The organism is Bradyrhizobium sp. SZCCHNR1017 (assembly GCF_032381375.1).
In the GTDB taxonomy this organism is placed as follows: Bacteria; Pseudomonadota; Alphaproteobacteria; order Rhizobiales; family Xanthobacteraceae; genus Bradyrhizobium.
The window spans coordinates 325,939-341,020 of the sequence record NZ_JAUHIR010000008.1 but is presented as its reverse complement, the minus strand read 5'-3'; the positions used below and the strand labels follow the sequence as shown (position 1 = coordinate 341,020).

Sequence of the window (15,082 nt, the reverse complement as noted above, 5' to 3'; positions counted from 1 at the left end):
TCCAGCAGAAGCGCTTGACGAGCTGCTGTCACGAATGAAAACACTTGGTGTTGCGACCACCGATTGAGCCCGCCACCGGCATTCCCTGCGCGACGGTCTTCACGCTTATACGCAGTCTCCCTGGTGCGCCGGGCTTGTTGGCCACCATTGCGACAATGCGCTTGCGCGCACTGCGCGTGATACCAGCATCGGGGTATCAGGACGCTGCGACTTCACGTCCGCGAGCTGCCGTTCGTCCGCGCATCCGAAAATGCGCTGCGGCATGATCGCGGCCATCGCTCCCCGCCTCGCGTGTCGTGACGATCGCGCGCAACGCCCCTCCGCAATGAGGCGGGATGCGCGGAGATAATCATGATTTCCGATTATTGGCAAGAGGATTGTTTTTTTCGGAAATCGATGCCGGGCTGGTCAGCCGCTCCCGCATGAGCTAAACCGCGGCTCCCGTGAACGAGCAGAGGCGGTCTGGAGCATGCGGCGTCCGATGAACAGAAGAGTTGCGCTGATGGCGGCGGCATCGGCCGCGACCGGTGTCGTGCTGGGCTCCCGCGCGGTCTCGGCACAGACCAGTTCCGCCAAACCCACAGGAAAGACCATGACCACTCCCTCCGGACTGCAGATCATCGACACCAAGGAAGGCACCGGCGCCACGCCGACGCGCGGTCAGACCTGCGTGATGCATTATACGGGTTGGCTCTATGAGAACGGCCAGAAGGGCAAGAAGTTCGACTCGTCGGTGGATCGCAACGAGCCGTTCGAATTCCCGATCGGCATGAAGCGCGTGATCGCCGGCTGGGACGAGGGCGTCGCCACCATGAAGGTCGGCGGCAAGAGGACCCTGATCATTCCGCCTGAGCTGGGCTACGGCGCCCGCGGCGCCGGCGGCGTGATTCCGCCGAACGCGACGCTGATGTTCGACGTCGAACTGCTCGGTGTGAAGTAGAGACCCTGCCTTCGCCGCTCTCATCACGAGCCGAGTTGATGCAAAGGCTCTCACCGCCGTCATTGCGAGGAGCCGCAGGCGACGAAGCAATCCAGTGTCCGGTCGGGACTCTGGATCGCGTCGCTTCGCTCGCGATGACGGACGTAAGCATGAGCTATTTCTCGGACGCGATATAAAACGAAAGGACCGGCCCCCGAGGAGCCGGTCCTTTTAGTTTCTATTGAGCTTCATCGCGCTACCTCAGCGGTCGCGCCGATCCTGCTCAGAGGTTCTTGTTGGCGGCGCCGGCGGCAGTGTTCACCGCGTCCTTGGTCGCCTGCTTGGCATCGCCCAGCGCCTTCTGGCCCTTGCCCTTGATTTCCTGCACGGCACCCTCGCCCTGCAGGCGCTCGGAGCCAGTGGCTTCGCCGATGCCCTGCTTGGCCTTGCCCATGGTCTCGTTGGCGACGCCCTTGATCTTGTCGGTGGTGGCACCCATGATTTCGTCCTCCGTTGTTCGTGTGAACTCCACCGATCCAACGCACGCAATGCAGAAAGGTTCGCGCGGAACTGCGAATAGCTTCGCTGCGGCATTTCGGCTAAGAACGGTTGGTTCCCTCGAACCGACGAAATCCCGAGAAGAAATCATGTCAGGCTCTCACGATCACGCGCACGGCCATTCCCACGATCACGGCGACGAGCGCTGGAAGCACGACGGCGTCCGCGTCATTCCGGGCAATCAGCTCGATTCCAACGTGCCGTCGACGCCGGGCATGGACCGCAAGGCGGCGATCAACTTCGCGCGCGTCGGAGCGCAGAAATTGTGGGCGGGCACGGTCACGATCAGGCCTGACGCCAAGACCGGGGCGCATCATCACGGCCATCTCGAGAGCGTGATCTACGTCGTGAAAGGCAAGGCGCGGATGCGCTGGGGCGATCGGCTGCAGTTCACCGCGGAGGCCGGTCCCGGCGATTTCATCTTCGTGCCGCCCTATGTGCCGCACCAGGAGATCAATGCGAGCCCGGACGAAGTGCTCGAATGCGTGCTGGTGCGCAGCGACGGCGAGGCGGTCGCGATCAACATCGACATCGAGCCGGTCGAGAAGCCCGAGACGGTGCTGTGGATCGACCCGGTGCACCGCGATCCTGCCGAATCGAAGTCGTAGCCATCAAGGAAATGGCGGAGCCGTCTCGCGACGGCTCCGCCGGGCAGGGAGCGGCTATACCGCCTTCCCTCTCACACGCGAAGCAGGGGCGACTGTCGCGCGTGTGTCTCGCTGGTCGTTGCACCCGAGCCGTTGTTCGGATGAATGCTGATCAGGCCGCCTCGTTGGCGCGGCGCCAGCTTCCGAGCCTGGCGGTTGTTCAGGATGTGGCTGACCAAAGTGGTCTTCCCAGCTCCGAGGAAGCCGGACAAGACCGTGACGGGGAGTTTGCGCGTCGAGATCGAACAGCCTCTTGAGGGGGAGGGGTCGGTGCCGGCGGGCGGGCATGCGGTCTCTTTAGGCAATGTTATAACGTAACATCATCTGAAACGGGAGAGGGTGTCAAGGGGAGAGAGTGGCGACGAAGGCGTGAGTGGGCGGGCTCGCGGCGGCTTGGGGAGTCGGCAGAGGCGGCGGCCGAGACGCAGGGCGCGAGCGGCTCTGGTGAGCTGGTGAAGCCCTTGCAGTGCTGAAACGACGCTGCAGCCGCCAGCGACACCGCGTTCCCTCTGCCGTGAAGAACGCGGAGAGGGAAGCAGTATCGGTGGCGGGATGCAGCTCCGTTTCACCTACCTCGACAGGAACGCCGTGCCGGCCGGACCACTGGCCGCCGACATCGACAGTGCGCCGGGCGCGATCGCCCAGTTGGTCTGGTTCAGGATCAGCGTGTTGAACACCATCGTGACGCTGTTGCTGCTCATGGTCGAGACCGAGTTGATGGTGACGTTGCGGCTCGGCAGATACATCAGGCCGGTGTAGGACGAGCTGCTGGTGCCATTGATCGGCAGGTTCGTCGTCGACAGGCCGCTCGGCTCGTACATCAGGATATTGGCGTAGGTGCCGCTGGTCGGCGCCGACAGCGTCGCATTGACGTTGCCGTTGAAGGTGAGCGTCGCGTTCTGGTCGACGAGGTAGAAGGTGACGCCGCTGCCGGTGACCGTCCATCCCGAGTTGAAGGTCATCGCGCCGCCCTTGATGATGTAGAGGCCCGGATTGAGCGTCAGCGTGCCGGAGCCGTTGAAATTGGTCGCGCCGCAATAGACGCCGGGATTGAGCGTGACCGAGCCGGGATCATAGACTTTGTTGTTGGTGGTGCACGCGCCCACCGTGACGGCGGGCAGCTTGCCGGCAAATGGGTCGGAGATCGCCGCGCAGCCGGTCTCGGCCGGCGGAGTGACGCCGCCGTTCTTGGTGATGTTGGTGCCCTTGATGCAGATGCGCTTGACGTTGAGCGTGGCGTTGAACATCGCGGCCGGGCTCTGCGTCGACAGCACGTGGATCTCGCAGCTCGGCGCATTGAGCTGGGCCCCGGAATTCACCAGCAATGATTGCGCGTTGATGGTGCTGACCAGCAGGATGCAGACGGGCGACGTGGTCTGCGCGCCGGCCTTGGCCGTTGCGGACGCCGTCACGCCGAGCGATGTCGTGCCCATCACGTTGAGGAACGAGGTCTTCACCGAGGTCGTCGCAGTGCCCGACAGCGAGCCGTCGCTGTTGGGCGTGAAGGTCGCCGTTGTGCCGGTGCCGAACCGGCCTTTGAAGCTGCCCGAGAACACCGCGCTCGCGGTCGACACCTGCTGCGCGCTCGCCTGGGTCACGCCGGCGAGGACCGCGGCGTCGACCGACTTCTGCAACTGCGCCCTGGTGTCGCTCGACTTGGCGAAATCGACCGCGGCGCCGACCGACACCAGGATCGGGATGATGGTGATGGCGAAGATCATGCTGATCTGGCCGTCCTTCGCGCGGCCAAATCTCCATGCCAGATCGCGAAGAGTCTTCGACGAAATCGATGCGGTCATGTGCGACGCTTCCTGCTGATGGCTGTCCGAGGCTCGATGCCAGCGGATGCGAGCCCCTGCTGCAAAAGAAGTGGCGGTCAGACATTACCGCATGCTGAATCCGGTTCCGTAAAGGAAACCGGCAGCGGAGCAGCGGAAGCGGAAGGTTAGCAGCCCGTTTGCCGGATCATCGACAGGTGCCCGTTCGTACCACTCATTGGTGGCAGCCGCGCGAATTGCCTGTATTCGGCGGTGACGGCTTGTGAGTTGCAAGCGGTCGGATTGCGCCCGCCGGTGGATGTCGCGCTAACGAGGCGAGCGCCAGATCCGGGCGAGAGAACGCGGCTGCACACCAATGCGTAGAGCGCGGTCACCAGGATGACGGTGAGATTGACCATGACCGCGTTGAGCGCGGTCGGCAGCCCGACTCGCAGGATGTCGGCGAACAGCCGGCCCTGGTGCACCCGCCAGGGGCCAGCGCCAGCCGCTAATAATGGACGCGCAGGCCGATGCCGCCGTGGATGGTGTTGCCGACCGGCTGCGGGCCGAGCGTGCCGTTGACGAACAGATCGGCGATCCAGCCTTGCGGCAGGCGGAAGCCGAGCCGGCCGCCATATTCGAACCAGCCCTGGTTGCCCATGGTCGGCGTCACCGTGCCGTTGCCGGTGACGGTGGCGACGATGCCGGAGCTGGTCGCGAACGACTGGACGTAGCCGCCATTGATGTTGGCCTCGATGCTCGTGCCGAACAGGTGGGTCCACTGGCCGCCGACCTTGACCAGGCTGGTGCGGTCGGTGCCGCCGGCGATCGTCGCATCGAACGGGTTGAAGGCCACCGTGGGATCGCGATAGCCGGCGACGTGCTGCCACAACTGCCACAGCTCGACCGACGCCGCGAGCTCGTCGCGCGGCGAGAGCCGGCTGATCCAGCCGGCGCGGCCGTAGACCGCGTAGTTCGATGCCGTGGTGGTGCCGTCCACCGTGACGTTGCCGAGGCTCGTTGCATAGCTCCGGCCGTAGCGCACGCGCTCATAGGGCGTCAGGATCGTGCCGACGTCGAAGAACGGCCGCGACGAGCCCCAGTCGACGAAGTCGTAGCGCAGTGCGAAGGCGCCGATTGGCGCCGACGTCACGTGGTAGCCGTTCTCGTCGTAGTGCGTGTAGGCGAGGCCCGCGAGCAGCGCCAGATTGTTTGTGAGCTGCTTGCGGCCATGGATGCCGGCCGAGAACGAGCCGGCCGAGCCGAATGCGCTAATGCAGTCGTTGCAGTTGACCTGCTCGTTGACGCCGAGCAGCACCAGCCCGAGCACGCGGTTGGTGATCATCTGGTTGAAGCGCTGGTCGGCGAGGCCGTTGATCGCGTTCGCGCTGTTTCCCGCGCCGGTGGGCGACGGCGACGGGGTCGGCGAGATCGAGGGAGAGGGCGTCGGTGTCGGACTTGAGGTCGATGTCGGCGTGGCCGACGGCGTCGCGGTGGGCGAGGAGGTCGGCGACGGCGACGGGCTGGGGCACGGCGCCGCCGCGAAATTGTCCACCCCGCAACTGCTCTGCGCGGCGGCCGGCGCGGCTTGCAGCGCAAGCGCGAGCAGCCCGCCGGCGATGGCGGTCATCAGGAGAGCAAGCTGACCGCGGTGCGTTCTCATCGTCATCGCCCGCACAGGATGCCGGTGAAGTCCTGCGGCGGCGCATTGCTGGCGAGATCGGTGACCGTGCAAAGGCCGGATGTCGACGCGCAGGTCGCGGCAAAACTCCAGGACGGATTGCTGGTCTTCTTGATCGCGCTTCGGCCGTTGCCGGTCGCGGTGATGATCGCGGTGTCGCCCGGCTGCGTCAGCTCGAGGCATTGGAAGGTGAGGGTGCAGACCCGCGAAGCGCCTTCCTGCAGCACGACCATGGTCTGGCCGCGCTGCGAGCGGATGTCGAGGATGGTGCCGCGCACGCCGATGGTCGCGAGCGGCGTGTTGATCTTGTAGGCGGTTTTCTCGGAATGGCCGGTGACGAAGCGGAACGCGCCGGTGCCGAGCCGGATCGCGATATCGCGATAGCTGGTCTCGTCGTTGAAGACGGTGCGGTCGAGCGTCAGGGTGGCGTTGGCGCCGAGCGAGAGATTGGTGCTGTCGATCATGACGAGCCGCGCGGCGCTGTCATTGCCGGTGCGCACCGTCTCGTTGCGCACGACGCCGTCGCCGACATTGATCGGACTGCTCGACGCGCCTGCCACGCGCAGCACGTCCTTCTGCACCAGCACGGCCTCGCCGATGCGGCCGTCGGCGCTTGCCCCGCCCGCCAAGCCCAGCAGGGCGGCGGCCGAGATTGCAGCGACACAGGCTCGGCGACGCTGATTCATATCCACACCGAAGATTGTTCCTTGCCCAATCTAGCCGAAGACGGCGCGCGGGGTTGTTGTAAAATAGGCACAAGTTTGCCTCTATGACCGTTCGGTGGTTAGTTGCCGCCACCGTGAGATCAGTTCAACGCGGAGGCCCATGAAGGTATCTGCTGCTCGCCGCGATGACGACGAAGAGGACGGCGAGGTTGCGCAGGATGGCGCGCTGTCGGTCCGCCGCTGTGTGATGACGGCATTGCTGATCTTCGCGATCGCGCACGTCGTGCTGATGATCGGGCTCGCCTCGCCGCCGAAATTCGTCTTCGACGAGGTGCATTACGTGCCGGCGGCGCGGCAGATGCTGGGACTGGCGCCGGCGACGCCGCAGCTCAACCCGATGCATCCGCCGCTCGCCAAGGAGCTGATTGCGCTGTCGATCAGGACGTTCGGCGATAACGCCTTCGCATGGCGCTATCCCGGTACCGTGCTCGGCGGGCTCGCCGTGGCCGCGATCTATCTGTGCGGCCTGGCGCTGTTCGCTGCGCAATGGCCTGCCATTGCGGCGGCGCTGCTCGCGGCCTTCAACCAGATGCTGTTCGTGCAGGCGCGCATCGCGATGCTCGACATCGGCGCGCTCGCCTTCAGCCTGCTCGGGATCGCGGCCTTTTTGTTTTCGTTCCGGCAGCGCCGGCCGCAGGTCGTGTTCGCGCTGGCGGGCGCGCTGTTCGGCCTTGCGATCGCCTGCAAATGGAGCGGGCTGTTTCCGCTGCTGACGGCGCTTCTCATCGTCGGTCTCATCAAGCTGTTGCAGCATTGGCAGACCTCGTTCGGTGATGGCGAGCCGACCGACTGGTATCGGCCCGAGCAATGGCCGCAACTGAGCTGGCTGCAGATCGTGCTGTGCCTCGTCGCGATGCCCACCGTCTGCTATCTCGCGACCTTCGTCCCGCTGCACGGCCTGTCCGTCGTGGGCATCTTCGAGGCGCAGCGGCGCATCTTTGACGACAGCGTCACCACGGCGATCGCCGGCCACACCTATATGAGCGCGTGGCCGACCTGGCCGCTGCTGGTCCGTCCGGTCTGGTTCCTGTTCGACAAGACGAGCGACACCGACATCGCCGCGGTGGTGCTGCTCGGCAATCCGCTGGTGCTGTGGCCGGCGCTTGCGGCGATCGCGATCTGCGTCCGGGATTTCATCGCGACGCGCAGCGCGACGGCGTTCCTGATCCTGGCGTTCTATCTCGGCTGCTATCTGCCCTGGGCGCTGCTGCCGCGCGCGCTGAGCTTCATCTACTACTACCTGCCGTCGGCGACGCTGGCGAGCCTCGCGCTCGTCCATGTGCTGACCCGCTGGCCGCGCTGGGTGCTGTTGAGCTATGTCGCCGTCGCGATCCTGGGCTTCGTCGCGATGCTGCCGGTCAGCGCCGCCTTCATCGGCACGACGATGCAGACCTTCACCCGGTTGATGCTGTTCCAGAGCTGGATCTGAAACCGGACAAAAAGCGCCCCGCCCGCCAGGGACCGTGGGCAGGCGGGGCGATGCGCGGCGGAGCGCTCACTTCGCCGCGGTTTTGGTGTCCATGTTGACGACCTGGACCCGCCGGTTGAGCGGATCGGCCGGGTTGGCCGCGTCCTTGAGCTTGGTCTTGCCATAGCCGACCGTGACGAGGTCCTGGCCGGGGAGGGCGAACTTCTCGACCAGATAGCGCTTGATGGTGTCGGCACGGCGCTCGGAGAGATCCTGGTTGAAGCCGTCGCTGCCGATGCCGTCGGTATGGCCGGCGACCACGAAGGTCGAGCCCTTCAGGTTCGGATCGGACAGCGCCTTGCCGAGCTCCTGCACGGCCGGCATCGAGGCCTTGCTGATCTCGGCCGAGTTGTAGTCGAACTGGATCTCGAGATCGATCTTGGGCTTGGTGGCCGCGATCTCGGCAATCTGCTCGCGCTCGCCGAGCGACAGCGAGCGGGTCTTGCGGTTGCGCATGCTGTCGATGAAGGCCGCTTGCTTCGCCTGCGCTGCCGCGTCGGCCTGCGGGGTCGCCTGCGGTCCGACCGAAATGCCGCGCGTCACGGCCTTCGGCTTCAGCGCGTTGAGGATCTTGTCGGCCGACACGGCCTCGCCGGCGAGCGCGGTGCCTGCGCCGATCGCCAGCATGGCGGAGAACGCCGCCGCCTGAACTGCAAAGCGTCCAAAATATGGGGTCATCGTCGTTATCCTCGGGTCGTCATGCCCTATGGCCATTGGATGCGTGAACGATAGAACGGGTTCAAAGCATCAAATGTGATCGACGTCACGTTGCCGGACCGGGCGGCCCTTGAGGGGCGAAGCGAGTGGTCCGCGGGATGCGCCGCGCGCTGCCGCAAAGCGATCGGCAGGTGGCCGGTCCGCGAACAACAAATCGGCCAGATGCGGTTCTACCGGATAGCGCTCGCCGGGAAAAAATCGCAAACCTGAGGGACGCGAACGGCGAGTGGATTCGTAGTCAAAGAAACGCGAACAGAAAAGCAAAGCCGTGTTCAACCCATCGCACAGGCGCGACTATCAGTCCCATCGGGCAAGCGGTCAGGATCAGACGGGATCAGTGGGTTCCATGTCGACGCTGATCGGAGCTGGCATCATAGCGGCATCGATCCTGCTGTCGACGCTGATCACTGCGGTCGGCAACCGCTATGTCGGCCTGGAAAGTCCCTCCGAGGATACGGCCTGGCTGGTCGACCGCCTGACCGGCCGCATCTACAAGTGCCGTGCGCCGGATCCCGGCCGCGCCAGCTGCAAGGCCGAGATCGCCACCGGCAGCATTCCGGACAAGTCCAAGCCTTGAGGTTCCGCTAGGGGATCTCGCCGGCCTGATTTGCCGTTGCGGGAGCGGGGGCGAATCTCGCACCATTGCGCGGCATGCCCGCCGTCTCCACGCCCATCCCGCTCCCCAAGCCGCAGGCGCGCCGCATCTGGCTGCGCGCGCAGCGGCTCGATGCCGAGGCGCCGTTCGGCGCGGGCCCCGAGGCGGTCGCCGCCGCCATAGCCCATCTCGGCTATGTGCAGATCGACACCATCAACGTCATCGAGCGCTGCCATCACCATATCCTGTTCAGCCGCATTCCGGCCTATCGCCGCGCCGATCTCAGGCAGGCGCAGAGCACCGACAAGACCGTCTTCGAATATTGGACCCACGCGCTGTCCTATATTCCGGTGCAGGACCTCCGCTACTTCGTCCCGGCGATGCGTCGCCACCGCCGCGAGGGCCATCGCTGGCTCACGACCGTGAAGCCTGAGGATACGCGCAAGGTCATGCGGCTGATCCGCCAAGGCGGCGCGCTGACGATCCGCGACATCGACGACGACGTTCTGCGCGAGAAGGACCACGCCTGGGCCAGCCGCAAGCCGTCGAAGCGCGCGCTGCAGCTCGGCTTCTATGAGGGCGTGCTGACGGTGTCGGGCCGCGACGGCATGCTCAAGACCTACGACCTCACCACCCGGCATTTCGGCTGGGAACGGCTGCCGAAGGGCGCCAATGATCGCGAGATCGCAGCCTATCTGCTCGACCGCGGCCTGCGCGCCCAAGGCGTCGTCAGCCTCGATTCGCTCTGCCATCTCAATGCGCCAAGCAAGGCCGCGGTGCGCCGGGTCATCGATGCCAGGGTCCGGCGCGGCGAGCTGCTGCCGGTGACGGCGGAGGGCGCCGGCAAGCAGGAGCACTGGATCACGCCTGCTGCATTGGCGGCGCCGATCGAGATCGATCCGGCGCGCGTGCACATCCTGTCGCCGTTCGATCCGCTGATCATCCAGCGCAAGCGGACGCAGGCGATCTTCGACTATGATCATCGCTTCGAGGCCTATGTCCCGAAGGACAAGCGCCTGTTCGGCTATTTCGCGCTGCCCGTCCTGGTCGGCGACGAGATCGTCGCCGCGCTCGACCTCAAGACCGACCGCCAGAACGGCAAGCTCCTGATGCAGAAATGGAGCTGGGTCGGCCAGGGCAAGGCCGCGCGTGGCGAGCGGCGCAAGGCGCTGAAGCGGGTGATCGAGGATGAGCTGCACCGGTTCCAGAAGTTTCAGCTTGGAGATTGAGGCCGGGAGCAACGGGTCCGTTTTCGCTTGAATTGGGAATGATTGTTTCCTATTATCCGGCCATGATGAAGTCTCCGAAGGATGCCGTCGAGCGCCGTGGGCCTGGCCGGCCGCGCGAGTTTGACATGGATACCGCCTTGAGCAGGGCGCTGGTGGTCTTCAGCGAGCGCGGCTACCACGCGGCATCGCTGGCCGAGCTACGCGTCGCGATGAAGCTCGCGACGGGAAGTCTCTACAAGGCGTTCCAGGACAAGCGCGCGATCTTCCTCGCGACACTCGATTACTACATCGCGCGGCGTGACCGACAGGTGCGCGAACGTCTCGATGCGCAGCACAGCGGCCGCGACAAGCTGCGGGCCTTGCTGCAGTTCTATGCCGAGTCCGCCAGTGACGGCGAGGGCCGGCGCGGTTGCATGGTCGTCACCAGCGCGGCGGAGCTCGCCACCTTGGATGCGGAGGCCGCCGCCAAGGTCCGCGGGGCGATGCGCCGGGTTGAGAGCCTGGTGTGCGATCTGATCAAGCTCGGACAATCCGACGGATCGATCCGGCCGAATCTCGACGCGGAAGCCGTGGCCGGCGCTCTTTTCTGCGTAATCCAGGGGCTGCGGGTGGTCGGCAAGACGGGGCGTGCCAAGAGCGAGATGATGAGCGTCGCAAATCAAGCCGCGACCTTGTTCGCGTGACATCGTGCCAAATTAGGAAACATTTGTTCTATAATAAGGAGAATGATCGTGCCCGAGTTGATGAACGCCATCTCTGCCCAAAGCCCGTCCCGCCTGGTCGCGGCTGGGCCGTTCTGTCGCGCCGAGCCCTCGTTGCCGGGATTCACCCACCGCTTCGAGACCGTCGAGGGTGTCAGGCTGCACTATGTCAGCGGTGGCCCGCCGGATGGCGAGGTGGTGGTGCTGCTCGCAGGCTTCCCCGAAAGCTGGTTTGCCTGGCGCAAGGTCATGCCGCTGCTCGGGTCGCGCTATCGGGTCATCGCGCCGGATCTCCCCGGGCAGGGAGACTCGGACCGGCCAGCGGAAGGCTACGATACGCAGGCCCTGGCCACGGCGGTGCATCGCCTACTGCAGCAGCTCGGCGTCACCAGCTATCATCTGGTGGCCCATGATATCGGCGCGTGGGTGGCCTATCCCTATGCGGCCCTGTTCGAAGCCGAGGTGCGCAGTCTGGCCCTGCTCGATGCCGGAATTCCCGGCGTCACCTTGCCCGAGGCGCTGCCGTTCGCGCCCGACCGCGCGTGGCGCACCTGGCACTTCGCGTTCCACGCCGTCGCGGATCTCCCGGAGATGCTGATCCATGGCCGCGAACGCGACTATCTCGCGTGGTTCCTGCGCCGCAAAGGGGCCGATCCCCAGGCGTTCTCCGAAAGCGATCTCGACGAATACGCCCGCGTGCTGACCAAGGCCGGCGGCTTGCGCGCCGGGCTCGCTTATTATCGTGCCGCCGCACTGTCCGCGCTTCAGAACCGCGAGCTGAAACAAAGGGGCAAGCTGAAGCCGCCGGTGCTGGCCGTCGGTGCCGACCAGGGATCGATCGTGGACATGGCCGTGCCGCTCAGGGAGGTCGCCGATCACGTCGAGGGCATCACCATCTCCGCGTGCGGCCACTACATTCCGGAAGAGCAGCCTGCCATCCTGGCGGAGGAGCTGAAGGCCTTCTTCGGCCGCGCCGGCGCGGGGCCGATCTGAGCTGTTGGTTGATATCGCGGCTTGCCGTTGGCAGGCCTATGCCCAAGCAGGCCGCATCGCGATCCGGTCGATCCAGATGCCGAGCAGGATGCCGACGACGCGGATGAGCATCTCGGGCGAGGAGGGCGTCATGCGCGCGCCGCGCCCCCGCGATGCGCCGACGGGCTGTGGGATGTCAGGTTTTCCGATTGACTTGCCACGACCGATGCTCAACACCGCCTTCAACTATCAATGTCCAGAAAGCTCCCGGGAGGAGATCGATGAGTGCGTCCGCCACCAGTCCGTCCGCCACCAGTTCGGCCGCACCTGGCCGCTCCGACATCGAGGCCGCGACCATCCGCGCGATCTCCTGGCGGCTGATTCCCTTTCTGGTGCTCGCCTATTTCTTCTCCTATCTGGATCGCGTCAATCTCGGCTTCGCCGCGCTGACCATGAATGCGGAGCTGAAATTCTCGCCGCTGGTGTTCGCCTGGGGCGCGGGCATCTTCTTCATCGGCTATTTCATCTTCGAGGTGCCGAGCAATCTGGCGCTGGAGAGGTTCGGCGCCAGCCGCTGGATCGCGCGCATCATGGTGACCTGGGGGATCATCTCGGCGCTGATGGCCGTGGTCTCGGGCCCCTGGAGCTTCTACACGCTGCGCTTCCTGCTCGGCGTCGCCGAGGCCGGATTCTTTCCCGGCATCATCCTCTATCTCACTTACTGGTATCCCGCGCAGTATCGCGCGCGCTTCCTCGCCGCCTTCGCAGTTGCCGTGCCGATTTCGACCGTGATCGGCGCGCCGGTCTCCGGCCTGCTGCTCGGCATGCACGGCCTGATGGGGCTGCAGGGCTGGCAGTGGCTGTTCATCATCGAGGGCATCCCCTCGGTCATCCTCGGCGTCGTCACCTGGTTCTATTTGACCGACCGGCCGGAGCATGCGACCTGGCTGTCCACGGAGCAGAAGGCCTGGCTCGCGGCGAAGCTCGAGGCCGAGACTGCGGCGAAGCAGGCCGCCGGACACATGACGCTCGGCGAGGCGCTGTCGTCGCCCAAGGTGATCGTGCTCAGCCTGATCTATTTCGGCTTCGTCGGCGCGCTCTACGGCATGCAGTTCTGGCTGCCGCAGATCGTCAAGGCATTCGGACTGACCAATGTGCAGACCGGCTTCGTCACCGCGATCCCCTATGCGTTCGGCACCGTCGCGATGATCCTGTGGGCGCGGCATTCCGATGCGACGCGCGAGCGCGTGATCCATGTCGGCGCGCCGCTGATCCTGATCGCGGTGGCGCTGGCCGCATCGAGCGTGATCGGCGATCCCACGCTCACCATGGTTGCGCTGACGGTCGCGGCGATCGGCGTGTTCTGTGTCTTCGGCGTGTTCTGGACGCTGCCGACGGCGTGGCTGTCGGGTACGGCCGCGGCCGGCGCCATCGCGCTGATCAACTCGATCGGCAATCTCGCCGGCTTCGGCGGCCCCTATCTGGTCGGCTGGATCAAGGACACGACCGGCTCCACCACCCACGGCCTGCTCGCGCTGTCGGTGCTGCCGCTGATCGCCGGGCTGCTCGCGTTCTTCGGCGGCCATGAGAGCAAGGTCGAATTCGCGGACCAGGCGCCGGCGGAGTGAGTCCCACGTGCATGCTGTGATCGGCATTCGGCTTTCGACCGTTGTCCGGCACGGCCCCGAAAGGACGGCGGGGGTGGGCATTGACGCAGTTCAGAGCCTGCCTGCCGCGCCAATGAGCACCTGCGGCAACATGTCCAGATGTTCACGAAGTCATGATCACTGACGAATATTGACAATCGTCACTCAACATTCGACACTTCCTCGCAACTGCAGCGAGGGTGCCCCATGTTGATCCGCCTGATTTTCGCGAGCTATTCCAAGCTGTTGACTGGTCTTGCGCTGGCCACCATGGCCGTCGCCCTGGCCGGGTGCAATGAAACCGTCGCCCAGAAAGCCGAGCCGATCCGGCCGGTGCTGGTCGCCCCCGTGCATTACGAGGCCGAGACGCCTGAACGCAGCTTCGTCGGCACCATCAGGCCGCGCATCGAGGCCGATATCGGCTTCCGCGTCGCCGGCAAGGTCGCCAAGCGCCTGGTCGAGGTCGGCCAGACCGTCGATGTCGGCGAGCCGCTCGCCACGCTCGACGAGGTCGACCTGAAGCTCCAGGCCGAGCAGGCCGAAGCCGAATTCCGCGCCGCCACCGGCGTGCTTGCGCAGGCGTCCGCCGCCGAGACCCGAGCCAAGGAGCTGCGGGCCAAGGGCTGGACCACCGATGCTCAGATGGACCAGGCCAGGGCGTCCGCCGACGAGGCGAGGGCACGGCTCAACCGTGCCGAACGCTCGGTCGAGCTGACCCGCAACTCGCTGTCCTACGCGACGCTGGTTGCGGACGCGCGCGGTGTCGTCACCGCGAGCATGATCGAGCCAGGCGTGGTCGTTGCCGCCGGCCAGGCGGCGATCCGTGTCGCGCGTTTCGCAGAGAAGGAGGCGGTGGTCGCGATCCCGGAGACCCTGCTCGAACGCGCCAAGACCGGTAGCGCCTACGTCACGCTGTGGTCGGAAGCCGACAAGAAATATGCGGCGAAGCTGCGCGAGATCGCGCCCACCGCCGATTCCGCGACGCGCACCTATCTCGCCAAGTTCTCGCTGCCGGACGCCGGCGAAGCCGTCTCGCTCGGTATGACCGCGACCTTGACGCTCGCCGATCCCGCCACCACGCGCGTCGCGCGGCTGCCGCTGTCGGCGCTGTTCAGCGAGGGCCGCGATCCGTCGCTCTATGTCGTCAACGACAAGGGCGAGGTGACGCTGAAGCCGGTGAAGGTGAAGGCCTATGACAGCAAGGATGTGCTCGTCACGTCAGGCGTCGACGAGGGCGACAAGGTCGTGGCGCTCGGCGTGCAGAAGATCGATCCCGCCCAGAAGGTGCGGGTCGTGTCAGCGCTGACGTTCTAGTTCTCCTGTCGTTCCGGGCGCACGCAGTGCGAACCCGGAACCTCGAGATTCCGGGTTCGATGCTTCGCATCGCCCCGGAATGACGAAAGTAATGGTTGTCATTGCGAGGAGCGAAGCGACGAAGCAATCCAGACTGTTTCCACGGAAGGATTC

The 15,082-nt window shown here is 65.5% G+C and carries 16 protein-coding genes and 1 pseudogene; 9 read left to right on the top strand and 8 right to left on the bottom strand.

What is annotated here, in order from left to right; all coding sequences use genetic code 11:
* Nucleotides 1–481 precede the first annotated feature (481 nt).
* A complete protein-coding gene (locus QW863_RS21665; RefSeq protein WP_409977948.1) occupies nucleotides 482–940 on the top strand; it encodes an FKBP-type peptidyl-prolyl cis-trans isomerase in 459 nt (152 codons plus the stop codon).
* 262 nt (nucleotides 941–1,202) lie between these two features.
* Here the strand turns inward: QW863_RS21665 and QW863_RS21660 are convergent, their stop codons facing one another.
* Nucleotides 1,203–1,418 carry a CsbD family protein gene (locus QW863_RS21660; RefSeq protein WP_315717364.1) on the bottom strand — a complete coding sequence of 72 codons (216 nt, stop codon included), beginning with the start codon at nucleotides 1,416–1,418 and terminating at the stop codon, nucleotides 1,203–1,205.
* 148 nt (nucleotides 1,419–1,566) lie between these two features.
* Between QW863_RS21660 and QW863_RS21655 the strand changes: the two genes are divergently transcribed.
* On the top strand, nucleotides 1,567–2,085 hold the full coding sequence (locus tag QW863_RS21655; protein ID WP_315717363.1) for a cupin domain-containing protein: 519 nt from the start codon (nucleotides 1,567–1,569) through the stop codon (nucleotides 2,083–2,085).
* A gap of 173 nt (nucleotides 2,086–2,258) precedes the next feature.
* Here QW863_RS21655 and QW863_RS36015 read toward each other — a convergent pair.
* The 5 genes and pseudogenes from QW863_RS36015 to QW863_RS21630 all read right to left on the bottom strand — a co-directional run.
* Nucleotides 2,259–2,429: pseudogene (locus QW863_RS36015) on the bottom strand (GTP-binding protein); the annotation flags it as partial.
* Nucleotides 2,430–2,693: 264 nt separating this feature from the next.
* On the bottom strand, nucleotides 2,694–3,923 hold the full coding sequence (locus QW863_RS21645; protein WP_315717362.1) for a Tad domain-containing protein: 1,230 nt from the start codon (nucleotides 3,921–3,923) through the stop codon (nucleotides 2,694–2,696).
* Between the two features lie 146 nt (nucleotides 3,924–4,069).
* Complete coding sequence (locus QW863_RS21640; protein WP_315717377.1) at nucleotides 4,070–4,366, bottom strand: hypothetical protein; 297 nt, start codon at nucleotides 4,364–4,366, stop codon at nucleotides 4,070–4,072.
* A 23-nt stretch (nucleotides 4,367–4,389) separates the two neighbouring features.
* Nucleotides 4,390–5,550, bottom strand: coding sequence for a hypothetical protein (locus tag QW863_RS21635; protein WP_315717361.1), 1,161 nt, complete (start codon nucleotides 5,548–5,550; stop codon nucleotides 4,390–4,392).
* A complete protein-coding gene (locus QW863_RS21630) occupies nucleotides 5,547–6,248 on the bottom strand; it encodes a FecR domain-containing protein (protein WP_315717360.1) in 702 nt (233 codons plus the stop codon). Before QW863_RS21630 ends, QW863_RS21635 begins: the two co-directional genes overlap by 4 nt.
* Before the next feature lie 139 nt (nucleotides 6,249–6,387).
* On the opposite strand from QW863_RS21630, the gene QW863_RS21625 reads away from it, so the two are divergent.
* Entirely contained in the window at nucleotides 6,388–7,716 is a 1,329-nt protein-coding gene (locus QW863_RS21625; RefSeq protein ID WP_315717359.1) for a phospholipid carrier-dependent glycosyltransferase, read from the top strand.
* Between the two features lie 66 nt (nucleotides 7,717–7,782).
* Here the strand turns inward: QW863_RS21625 and QW863_RS21620 are convergent, their stop codons facing one another.
* The gene (locus QW863_RS21620; RefSeq protein ID WP_315717358.1) at nucleotides 7,783–8,433 is read right to left on the bottom strand and encodes an OmpA family protein; all 651 of its coding nucleotides are present in this window, start codon (nucleotides 8,431–8,433) and stop codon (nucleotides 7,783–7,785) included.
* A gap of 385 nt (nucleotides 8,434–8,818) precedes the next feature.
* Between QW863_RS21620 and QW863_RS21615 the strand changes: the two genes are divergently transcribed.
* From QW863_RS21615 to QW863_RS21600, 4 genes are all read left to right on the top strand, one after another.
* The gene (locus QW863_RS21615; RefSeq protein WP_315717355.1) at nucleotides 8,819–9,049 is read left to right on the top strand and encodes a hypothetical protein; all 231 of its coding nucleotides are present in this window, start codon (nucleotides 8,819–8,821) and stop codon (nucleotides 9,047–9,049) included.
* Nucleotides 9,050–9,123: 74 nt separating this feature from the next.
* A complete protein-coding gene (locus tag QW863_RS21610) occupies nucleotides 9,124–10,296 on the top strand; it encodes a winged helix-turn-helix domain-containing protein (protein WP_315717354.1) in 1,173 nt (390 codons plus the stop codon).
* Between the two features lie 125 nt (nucleotides 10,297–10,421).
* A complete protein-coding gene (locus tag QW863_RS21605) occupies nucleotides 10,422–10,979 on the top strand; it encodes a TetR/AcrR family transcriptional regulator (protein ID WP_315717353.1) in 558 nt (185 codons plus the stop codon).
* Nucleotides 10,980–11,027: 48 nt separating this feature from the next.
* The gene (locus QW863_RS21600; protein WP_315717352.1) at nucleotides 11,028–11,990 is read left to right on the top strand and encodes an alpha/beta hydrolase; all 963 of its coding nucleotides are present in this window, start codon (nucleotides 11,028–11,030) and stop codon (nucleotides 11,988–11,990) included.
* A gap of 36 nt (nucleotides 11,991–12,026) precedes the next feature.
* Here the strand turns inward: QW863_RS21600 and QW863_RS21595 are convergent, their stop codons facing one another.
* The gene (locus tag QW863_RS21595; protein ID WP_315717351.1) at nucleotides 12,027–12,215 is read right to left on the bottom strand and encodes a hypothetical protein; all 189 of its coding nucleotides are present in this window, start codon (nucleotides 12,213–12,215) and stop codon (nucleotides 12,027–12,029) included.
* A 35-nt stretch (nucleotides 12,216–12,250) separates the two neighbouring features.
* Between QW863_RS21595 and QW863_RS21590 the strand changes: the two genes are divergently transcribed.
* Complete coding sequence (locus QW863_RS21590; protein WP_315717350.1) at nucleotides 12,251–13,597, top strand: MFS transporter; 1,347 nt, start codon at nucleotides 12,251–12,253, stop codon at nucleotides 13,595–13,597.
* 225 nt (nucleotides 13,598–13,822) lie between these two features.
* Nucleotides 13,823–14,929, top strand: a complete 1,107-nt coding sequence (locus QW863_RS21585; RefSeq protein ID WP_315717349.1) for an efflux RND transporter periplasmic adaptor subunit — start codon at nucleotides 13,823–13,825, stop codon at nucleotides 14,927–14,929.
* The last annotated feature ends 153 nt before the right edge of the window (nucleotides 14,930–15,082 follow it).